At 31.8% G+C, this 10,015-nt stretch carries 10 protein-coding genes; 9 read left to right on the top strand and 1 reads right to left on the bottom strand.

Annotation, left to right across the window (positions count from 1 at the left end):
• From E5D58_RS03765 to E5D58_RS03805, 9 genes are all read left to right on the top strand, one after another.
• Positions 1 to 2,979, top strand: a complete 2,979-nt coding sequence (locus E5D58_RS03765; RefSeq protein WP_136480478.1) for an Eco57I restriction-modification methylase domain-containing protein — start codon at positions 1 to 3, stop codon at positions 2,977 to 2,979.
• The gene (locus tag E5D58_RS03770; RefSeq protein WP_136480479.1) at positions 2,966 to 4,576 is read left to right on the top strand and encodes an Eco57I restriction-modification methylase domain-containing protein; all 1,611 of its coding nucleotides are present in this window, start codon (positions 2,966 to 2,968) and stop codon (positions 4,574 to 4,576) included. The genes E5D58_RS03765 and E5D58_RS03770 overlap by 14 nt, the downstream gene beginning before the upstream one ends.
• 263 nt (positions 4,577 to 4,839) lie before the next feature.
• A complete protein-coding gene (locus tag E5D58_RS03775) occupies positions 4,840 to 5,094 on the top strand; it encodes a hypothetical protein (RefSeq protein WP_136480480.1) in 255 nt (84 codons plus the stop codon).
• Positions 5,095 to 5,535 carry a T6SS immunity protein Tdi1 domain-containing protein gene (locus E5D58_RS03780; protein ID WP_136480481.1) on the top strand — a complete coding sequence of 147 codons (441 nt, stop codon included), beginning with the start codon at positions 5,095 to 5,097 and terminating at the stop codon, positions 5,533 to 5,535.
• Positions 5,536 to 5,778: 243 nt separating this feature from the next.
• Positions 5,779 to 6,942 carry a hypothetical protein gene (locus E5D58_RS03785; protein ID WP_136480482.1) on the top strand — a complete coding sequence of 388 codons (1,164 nt, stop codon included), beginning with the start codon at positions 5,779 to 5,781 and terminating at the stop codon, positions 6,940 to 6,942.
• Positions 6,943 to 7,135: 193 nt separating this feature from the next.
• Positions 7,136 to 7,660, top strand: a complete 525-nt coding sequence (locus E5D58_RS03790) for a hypothetical protein (protein WP_136480483.1) — start codon at positions 7,136 to 7,138, stop codon at positions 7,658 to 7,660.
• A gap of 169 nt (positions 7,661 to 7,829) precedes the next feature.
• Complete coding sequence (locus E5D58_RS03795) at positions 7,830 to 8,411, top strand: hypothetical protein (RefSeq protein WP_136480484.1); 582 nt, start codon at positions 7,830 to 7,832, stop codon at positions 8,409 to 8,411.
• A 175-nt stretch (positions 8,412 to 8,586) separates the two neighbouring features.
• The gene (locus tag E5D58_RS03800; RefSeq protein WP_136480485.1) at positions 8,587 to 9,201 is read left to right on the top strand and encodes a hypothetical protein; all 615 of its coding nucleotides are present in this window, start codon (positions 8,587 to 8,589) and stop codon (positions 9,199 to 9,201) included.
• Between the two features lie 169 nt (positions 9,202 to 9,370).
• Positions 9,371 to 9,649: a hypothetical protein gene (locus E5D58_RS03805; protein WP_136480486.1), complete on the top strand. Its 279-nt coding sequence runs from the start codon at positions 9,371 to 9,373 to the stop codon at positions 9,647 to 9,649.
• Here E5D58_RS03805 and E5D58_RS03810 read toward each other — a convergent pair.
• Positions 9,646 to 9,837 (bottom strand): hypothetical protein, encoded by a 192-nt coding sequence (locus tag E5D58_RS03810; protein WP_136480487.1) that lies wholly within the window; start codon positions 9,835 to 9,837, stop codon positions 9,646 to 9,648. The two genes, E5D58_RS03805 and E5D58_RS03810, sit on opposite strands and share 4 nt — an antisense overlap.
• Between the last annotated feature and the right edge of the window lie 178 nt (positions 9,838 to 10,015).

Genomic DNA, 10,015 nt, shown 5'->3' on the forward strand with positions numbered 1-10,015 from the left:
ATGAACATTAAAGACCTTGTAAAAAAATATCACTCAAATAGAGAAGCATACCTAAAAGCAGATTACAACGAAACTCAGCTTAGGACAGATTTTCTTGACCCTTTATTTGAAATACTTGGTTGGGACATAAAAAACTCGACTGGAAAACCGACAAACGAACGAGAAGTTTTAGTTGAAGAAGGACTAAAAGCAGATGCTAGTTCCAATACTAAAAAACCTGATTATACTTTTAGACTTTTCTCTGAACGAAAATTCTTTTTAGAAGCTAAAAAACCAAACGTAAAAATTGAAAGCGACAACGAACCTGCAAAACAAATTCGCAGATACGGTTTTACTGCAAAACTTAAAATTTCAGTCCTATCCAATTTTGAATATTTGGCAATCTATGATTGCTCTCAAAAAGTTGGAAAAGATGATTCTGTAACAAAATCTAGAATAAATCTTTATCACTATACAGAATATGAATCAGCTTTTGAGGATATAAAAAAACAGCTAAGTAACGAAGCTGTCTATTCTGGAGAATTTGAGGAAACTTGGAAAGAAATAGAGGAGCAATTAAAACTTTCAAGTGTAGATGATTTATTTCTTTCACATATTAACGAATGGCGAATTGTTTTAGGTAAAGAAATTTATTCACATAAACCTGACCTGAGTATAGAAGAATTAAACGATATTGTTCAATCTTATATCAATAGTATAATATTCTTAAGAGTTTGTGAAGACCGAAATTTAGAAACCTATAAAACCTTATTAAACTTTGCAGAAAATAATGATTTCTCTTCGCTCATCAAAAAATTCAAAGAAGCAGACAAAAAATATAACGCAGGTTTATTTAATCAACCTTTAACAGAAAAGGTAGTTTCTGATAGCTCTTCTGCGTTTTGGGAAATAATCAAAGATTTATACTTCCCTGAAAGCACTTATTCCTTTTCCGTTTTTGCTTCGGACATTTTAGGTAATATCTATGAAATATTTCTTGGAGAGCAATTAGCGATAGAAAACGGACAAATTCTCTTAAAAAAGAAACCGGAAAATGTTGATAGGGATATTGTTACAACACCAACTTTTATTATTCAAGATATTCTAAGGCAAACAGTTGTAGAGCATTGCAAAAACAAAAATGCTGATGAAATTTTAAATTCATCTTTTGCAGATATTGCTTGTGGTTCTGGTGCATTTTTACTCGAAACTTATCAATTACTTCAAGATACACTCGTAGATTTCTACTTATCAAGTGACCAAACAAAATTAATTCAGACATCAATAAACATTTATAAATTACCTTTTGCTCTCAAAAAGAAAGTTTTAGAAAGTTGCATTTTTGGAATTGATAAAGATTATAATGCTGTTCAAGCCTGTAAATTTGGCCTGTTATTGAAGCTTCTAGAAAATGAAGACAATGCAACAATAACAACACCTGCTTTACCAACTCTTGACCAAAATATCCAGTTTGGAAATAGCTTAATTGAGTCATCAGAAACAAATAAAAAAAATCAAGTTGAAATAAATCCTTTTGATTTTGGCAAAACTCGTTTTGATGTTATTGTTGGTAATCCACCATATATGGCTACAGAACATATGAAAGAGTTTACACCTCTTGAATTACCAATTTACAAATCAAAATTTGAATCATCTTACAAACAGTTTGACAAGTACTTTCTTTTCATAGAAAGAGGTTTGCAACTATTAAAAGAAGGAGGTTACTTTGGTTACATAGTTCCAAGTAAGTTTGCGAAAGTTGGAGCTGGTAAAAAGTTGAGAAAATTACTTGTCGATAATAAAGCAATTGAACGAATAATATCCTTTGGTGCAAACCAAGTTTTCCAAAACAAGACGACATACACCTGCCTTTTAATTCTCAAAAAAGAAAAGCTAGAACAACTCAAATATTTTGAGGTAAACTCACTCAAAAATTGGAAAACAAGAAGTATTGAGAAAGAATATTTTGACGAATTCAAGATTGATTCTTTAGAAGTCGAAGGTTGGGTGCTTTATCCAAGTATTTTAAAACCAATTTACACATCTATAGTTTCTCAATCGAAAACATTAGAGGAACTTATTGGTTCTGAAAACATATACAATGGTATTCAAACAAGTGCCAATAACGTTTATATTCATTCTATAGAAAAAGAAGATAAACACTTTCTTTATTTCAAAAAAGATGGTGTTCAATGGAAAGTTGAGAAAACATTAACTAGGCCATATTTCAAGACTTCTAGCGGAGAAGATAATTTATATACTTATCGCCCATTTTCGCCAAACTCATTTGTCATATACCCTTATTTAAAAACTAAAAAAGGAATTGAGTTTGTAGAAATTGCTGACTTAAAATCTAATTATCCTGAAACATACAAGTTTTTACATCACTATAAAGATAAACTTGATAACGATAAGAGAGACATTAAACCTGAACCTCTAACAAAAAACGAATGGTATAGATATGGTAGACATCAAAGTTTAGACAAATGTGATGTGCCTGCAAAAATCATTGTTGGAGTTTTAGCACAAGGCAATAAATATGCAATTGATTATTTTGGAACTTTAATATCTTCTGGCGGTACAGCAGGTTATTGTATGATTACTTTACCTGACAACTTCCCTTATTCTATCTACTATATTCAAGCGTTATTGAACTCTAAATATTTAGAGTGGTTTTCTGCACTAATTGGAGAAGTATTCAGAGGTGGTTATATCGCAAGAGGTACAAAAGTGCTCAAAAAGCTACCAATTAGGCTTATTGATTTTGACGCAAAATCAGAGAAAGATATTCACGATAAAATCTCGAAAATTCAAAAAGAATTAATTGATGTTCAAGGAAAAATAGATGATAGCAACGGAAATAAAAGGACATTAATTCCATTACAGCGTCAGTTCGACAGTTTAAAGTCTGAACTAGACGACACACTTAAAACTTTGTTTAATTTGGGAGAAGCCGATAGCAATATCCCTTTAATTTCTGAGATTTATGCAACTAATTAAAGAAGCATCAAAGGAAAAATTAAGGGGTGGATTCTATACACCTGAACCAATCGCATCATTTGTTTTAAAATGGGCATTTAACGGTAATACACAATTTGACATTTTAGAACCAAGTTGTGGGGATGGAGTATTCCTTGAAGAAATACAAAAAGGTGGTTATGAATATAATTCTGTAACTGCAATAGAGTTTGACGAAGTTGAAGCTGAAAAGTCTAAAAAAATTGGCTTGGACAAAACTAACGTTATTAATACCGATTTTCACGATTTCTGCATTAACACCAAACAAAAGTTTGATTTGGTAGTCGGAAATCCACCTTACATTCGCTACCAATATTTTGACAAAGAACAACAAGAATTTGCTTCACAGATTTTCGACAAAGCCAAACTAAAGTATTCTAAACTGACCAATGCTTGGGTTTCGTTTGTTATTGGTTCTTCCCTACTTTTAAAAGAGGAAAGCAAAATTGGATTTGTATTACCAGCCGAAATACTACAAGTTTCGTATGCTCAACCTTTAAGAGAGTTTTTAGCTCATTTTTATAATAAAATAAACATTGTATCTTTTGAAAAGTTGGTATTTCCAGACATTCAACAAGAAGTAGTTCTTTTGTTGTGTGAGAAAAATAAATCTAAAACACATTTAATTGAACATTTAGAATTGAAAGATGCGGAAGAACTTAAAAAACTAGATGTATCAAAATTAAAAAGCCCAAAAAAGAAGATTGATTTCAAATCAAACAAATGGACTTTTTATTTCCTTGAACAAAACGAAATTGACTTTTTAGAAAAACTTCAAAACGACAAGTTAATTCCAAGACTAAGAGAATTCGCAAAAGTAGAAGTCGGTATTACAACAGGTTCAAATCCATTTTTTACAGTTCCACTTTCTACTGTACAATTCTATAATTTAGAAAAGTATGCAAAACCATTAGTTGGTAGAAGTGTTCAAGTTCCAAGTGCGATTTTCACAGAAAAAGATTGGATTAAAAATAGAAACTCAGAAGCTCGAACGCACTTTTTATCATTCCCAAAAATGGACGAACTGAATGGTTCTGTTGGAGCTAGAGATTATATTGCTTGGGGAGAAGAAAACAATATACACAAAGGTTATAAATGTAGAATACGTGATGAATGGCAAATTGTGCCTTCTCAAAGAATATCTGATGCATTATTTATTCGAAGAAATAATAAGTATCCAAAATTAATAATTAACGAAGCAAAAGCTTTCACAACGGATACTATGCATAGAGTAACCATTAAAGAAAAAGTGAATATAAATGCTTTAACTGCTAGTTATTACAATTCACTTTCATTTGCATTTGCTGAGATTTGTGGGAGAAGTCACGGAGGCGGAGTTTTAGAATTAATGCCGAACGAAGTGGAAAAAATACTTTTACCTTACAATGAAAAGAATGCGGAATTACTTCCAACTATTGACGAAATGATTCGTGAAAAGGAAGACATTTCGGAATTACTAAAAATTACGAACGAAAAAATATTAAAAGAAAATTACGGCTTGACAAATGAAGAAATTGAATTGGCAGATAGTATATGGAAAAAATTATCTAACCGAAGGTTAAACAGAGGAAAAAAATAGCCAACGCTTAAAGCCATACACATTTGCAATTCGCACAACCCATCGTAACGCCAAAAATTGCAAAAGAGTATGTCTTTGCCAACGCTGAATGACAATCTGAACGGAAAAAAGCCAGTGTACAACAACGTATATAAAAAATAGCGGTTTAATCGCTTAATCTTAACAAAATGAATAAATTAAAGGTCTGTAATAATCTGAAAAGTTAGTGCTTAAAATCCGCTACTTTTCATATACAAGACCGTTGTGCCTAATTTAACGAAAACTTGAGCCTGGAATTAGAAAACATACAGAAACGTAAAACCATACCTTTAACAAAAGGAGAATGGCTCGCCTTTTTCTTCGTTCCAATTAATCCCAATTGGCGTTTAAATCCAAAAAGTGCTAACCAAATTGAATTTGAACGTTATAAAAAGTTTGGATTTGAAAAAAAAATTGAACAAGCCGAAAAAGCAAGAATTGCTGGAATACTATTTTATCTTCTAATAATACTTGTTGCAATCATAATTAGTAGTTTTTAAATGGAAAAAATAATTACTGAAATAAACAAAGCTTGGAATTGGAAAGGGTTTAACGCGACCGAAATAGTTCGAACGAATGACTTTGGCAACGTAATATTCAAAACGGACAAAAACGAATATTGGAGAATTTGTCCCGAAGAAATTAGTTGTGGAAAAATTGCGAAATCAGAATCTGAATTTGACCGAATTACTGCCGACTCTGAATTTATTGAAGATTGGGAAATGACAAACCTTGTGAACATTGCAAAATCGGAACTTGGAGAATTAAAAGAAAACGAAAAATATTGTCTAAAAATGTCGGCTGTTATTGGCGGAGAATATGAGAAATCGAATCTCGGAAAAATTAGTTTTGCGGAATTAATTGCTTTTAGCGGAGATTTAGGATTTCAAATAAAGGATTTGAAAGACGGACAAAAAATAAAACTAAATATAAAAAACTAGGCACAACACCGTATAAAAATAATGCTTAGTTTAGTGATTAATCAAAGGTTAGTACGGTTTTGCTAGCTTCCGATTTTCCTTCGGAAAATCCTCGCACACAAAAACGCACTATCCTTATACAATACCGTTAGTGGCAATTACGTTAGAAACCAGAAAATGAGAATAATAAGTCTTATATTCATAAGCGTTTTAAGCATTGCAATCCTTAGGATAAATTTTAAGTTGCATTCTGAGAACCATTCTTTGACTGAAGAAAAGGAAGATATTATTCTTCAGTTAAACTTTCTTGAAAAGGAATTAAAGGATAATAAATTAGGACAGCGCATGCAAAATATTTTCCCCGAAGGATACATTTTTGTTAATGCTCTTTATGGTTTAGCTTGGTGTGAGGTAGCATTGGCTGATACAGTTGATAAATCAACTAAAGATAGAGCGTTGTCCGAAGCTCTTTATGCTTATAAAAACATAGACATTGATCAGGCAAAATGGTCTTTTCCTGTCTATCTAGATCCTGAATATGGGATATTTTATCACGGTTGGAGAAACTATCTCCTTTCTAAAATTCTACTTGTAGATACTTCATTTTCAAATAGTGAAACATTCATCAAGAAATTACAAGACCAAAGTGATATTATCGCAAATGCTTTACACTCTTCTGCCGTTCCATTTTTAGAATCTTATGACCAACAATCTTGGCCAGCTGATATGTTTGTAGCAATGGCTTCTTTATCAAATCATGACAAATTATTCGCTCCTAGATACGATAATGCAATAGATCATTGGATCAAAGACGTTAAAACCAAACTTGACGAAAATACAGATATGATTCCTCATAAAGTTAATTCTTTGACAGGGCTGTCTAGTCAAGGTTCTCGCGGCTGTTCTATGGGATTAATTTTGCGTATGCTAGGTGAAATTGATTATAAGTTTGCTCAACAGCAATATGATTTATTTAAAGATAAATTTATATCAACAAGATTTGGATTGCCATGTATTCGAGAATATCCCAAAGGAGTTAGAGGTTTAGGTGATATTGATTCTGGTCCAGTTATATTTGGTGTGGGATTTTCTGCGACTATTGTAATGATAGGAACTCTCTCAATGTATGATGACAGTAACCTGGCTGACAACCAATACAAAACAATTCATGCATTCGGTTTTGATAGACGAACTGATAAAGTCAAAAAATATCTATTTGGAAAACTCCCTATGGCTGATGCATTTATCGCCTGGGGTAGATCAACAGGATTAAATTACAACACTGAAAGCAATTCGGCACTAAAATTTTGGAGGTTTAAGTTTCATATCATTTCCCTATTTGTCATTGCAATCATTTGGATTATCTATAATAGAAAACAAATACTAACACACTATAAAACTGCCACTAACAAAGTGTATAAAACATAGGCGATTCGGTGAATCGCTTAGGTTTGGTGCTATTTGAAGCATCGCCAAATCTTTCGGATTTCGTTATATTTACGAGAACAATTTAATAACAAAACACAAAAGCTAAGGCTCGTTGTATTTTGATTAGTAGGTGCAATTAAGATTCGCCTACGATTTCATACACAAGCCGTTAGGCACAAGCTGAAAAAACCGAATGGCGAAAAAAATTGGAATTTTAATATTAATCGTAATTATCTCGATAGTTCTTGCATCAATTTACGGATTTTTACATAACCAAATTTCCTACTCAATCTCGACTGAATACTTTACTAAATTTAAATTTGAACAATTTTGGTCAATTAAATATACGCTTGACTTTCCTCGAATGAGCGCAGGATTAATTGGAATTGCCTCAACTTGGTGGTTTGGACTGATACTCGGACTGATTATCGGAATCGTAGGAATGGTTCAAACTAATTCCAAAATTATGTGGAAAAGTGGAATCGGAGCAATATTTCGGACTTTAGGAATAGCAATCGGAATTGGAATCGTGGGAATTTTAGTTGGTAAACTTATAATCTCAAACTTGGATGCGAATTGGAATCTACCAGCTGAATTGAATGACCGAAAAAGTTTTTTGACTGCTGGAACAATGCACAATTTCAGCTATCTTGGTGGAATAATCGGACTGATTTACGGAATAGTATATCAACTAAAAATAAAAAAAGCCAGTGCCTAACAATGGCTATAATTCATTGCGGTTGAATTCCTAATCGGAATTCAACGCTTATTTGCTATCTTTCGTCTACGGCGGAAAGAATCCTGCGGATTTTTCCGCAACGAAATAATAGCCGAGACCGTTAGGTGCAAGTTAACAAAAACATTTTTACACATAAATTCATACAGATTTGGATATTAATAATTGGATTACATTTTGGAGAGGAGTTGCAATAGTTGCCTCTGTTATTGGTTTGATAGGTTTAATTGGTCTTGCTATAACAACACGAAAAGCAGCTAAAATTTCAAACGAAAGAATTATTGAACTCGAATCTTCTAAATTGTCTTTAATACAGGAAAAGGAAGAATTAGAGACTTTAAAAAAAACAGCTCCAGAAGTTGAAATTATTGGACTACTAATAAAGAATGGAGAATTAAAGATAATTTATGAAACTCTAAATAAAGTTCCTATTAGATTTAAATCTTCTATCGTGGATGAAAAGAATAGAGTAATTTCTAATTCGGTTCAAACCGAAAGTGCTGAAACGTATCCTACCAAAGAGCCTCAAAGATTTAATATTCCCTATAATTCGATACAACAAATCGTTAGGACAAATTTTATCCCGATGGATAAGGATGTAAAAGTCAAAGTTAACTTTTATTATCATTCTATTTATTATCCAGAAAACGGACTGGTGGACTTAAAAAGGAGTACCTCTCAAATCTTTATGGCCAATTTTAAAAACGAAACTTTTGAAAAAATCACTAATTAAAACCTGCACCTAACATTGTATAAAAATAATGCGTAAGTTCATTCATCAATCAAAAGGTCAGTGCGTATTTGGTCTCTCTGATTTTCCTGCGGAAAATCCTCGGACACAAAACCGCACTATTCTTATACGTAACCGTTGTAGCACATATTGAAAATCACTTAAATGGATAAAATCAATGAATTTTCTAACCCCGCCAACAGATAACCTCTATAAATTTATAGCCATTTTTGGGCTTGTGTTAATAGGACTTTCCTTTTTTGTGAGCGATTTATATCTTGACGAAAAACACGAAATTAATAAAGACTTTTCTAATTATCTTGTTGATGCTGAAAACACAGAAAAGGAATACAATATCGCTATAACCAATTACGATTCATTGGAAAAGGAAATTATTGAATTAGAAGAATTGGGAAAATATGATAGCATCCAGAAAATAAAACCTTTACAAGATTATTATAGAGACAGAGTCCTTAAATTTAGTAGACAATGGAGTAAAGAAGCAATAGAGGGCAGAAAACTTTTAAAACGAGATGATTACAATTCAAAAAAACAGAAATATTATGGCTTTTATTCTAAATGGTTATTGCAAATAGGGTCAGTCTTAATGATTGTTGGTTTTTACTTTTGGTATATTAAATATCAAAAACATATAGATGCAGAAACCAAATGGAAAGGAGAAATATACTCTAAACTTTTAAATGACGAGGTCGAAAAAGAACGTATTGTTAAGGAAATAGTAGATAACAATTCAGCCGAAAAATCAAAACCTGATACTCAAGAAAAAGAATAAAAATACGTGCTACAACACCGTATAAAAAAAATTGCTAGTTTTACCTAAACCAAAGTTAATTGCTCGTTTGCTTGCTTCTGATTTTCCTTCGGAAAATCCTCGCGCACAAACACGCAACTTTCCTTATACATAAACGTTGTGTAACATATAAAAAACGAAATCGAATAAAATGAATTACTCAAAATCAAAAGCAGAAAAACTTGTTACGGAGTTTGACTACTTAAAAACCAAACCATATTTCCCATACGGAAAAGAAGGAAAGGAATTTAAAATAACGGAACTTAAAGCAGTTCAAAAATTTAGTGCCGAATCATTTGCTATACCTCCTACGCCAGAAAATGAAATTATTTGGTATGTTTTGGTATTTATGAAACATGACAATGAAACAATAAACAAAGACCTAAAAGATGTTTTAAAAACACTAAAAATTGAAAACGACATTTACTAATCGTCAATAATTTCGCCTTCTTTATATTTTTCAAATAACTCATGGTTTATGTTTAATTCGTGATTAAAAGCTATGTTGTTAATGGATTTCAAAGAATCTTCAAGGATTAATTGACATCTTTTTAAAGATTTTCCTTCTAGTGTTTTAAGAACATTTATAACATCGACAATTAATTCCTTTTCCGACATAACTCTGACTTTTAAAAAAAATACGTTACACAACATTGTATAAAATTAATTGCTTGCTGTAAGCTTCCCTATAAATCGAACTGTTTAAAAGTGTAAAAATAATATTAACTTTAAACAGTAATTATGAGAAAAAGTAAATTCAGTCCCCAGCAAATAGCTAAGATTTTAAAAGAGTTCG

Source organism: Cognatitamlana onchidii (assembly GCF_004804355.1).
GTDB classification, from domain to species: domain Bacteria; phylum Bacteroidota; class Bacteroidia; order Flavobacteriales; family Flavobacteriaceae; genus Cognatitamlana; species Cognatitamlana onchidii.